Consider the following 307-nt stretch of genomic DNA (forward strand, 5'->3'; position numbering starts at 1 on the left):
CGTCCTCCTGAGAGGCATCCAGAAACGCCGGGAGATGGAGCTTTCCAATCTCTACTTTATGTGTGTGGATGCGAGAGAGCTTTCCGAGATTTTCGCCCCGGGTGAGGTAAAGAAAATTTATCTGAACTTCTCAGATCCGTGGCCCAAGGACCGCCATGCGAAAAGGCGCCTGACGTCGGAACCGTTTATGGAAGTGTTTGATAAGATTCTGGCATCGGATGGCGTCGTAGAATTTAAGACGGACAACCGGGGACTGTTTGATTATTCCCTGGAGTCCATACCGGCAGCGGGCTGGGAGATACGAGAG

At 52.1% G+C, this 307-nt stretch carries 1 protein-coding gene; it reads left to right on the forward strand.

Features of this window, described 5'->3' with window-relative positions; translation table 11 throughout:
• Positions 1–307: tRNA (guanine(46)-N(7))-methyltransferase TrmB (gene trmB / locus NE473_RS30925; protein ID WP_502802866.1), on the forward strand; the 307-nt coding region annotated here is incomplete at both ends.

Origin of the sequence: Hungatella sp. SL.1.14, from assembly GCF_024460495.1 — a bacterium.
GTDB classification, from domain to species: domain Bacteria; phylum Bacillota; class Clostridia; order Lachnospirales; family Lachnospiraceae; genus Hungatella; species Hungatella hathewayi.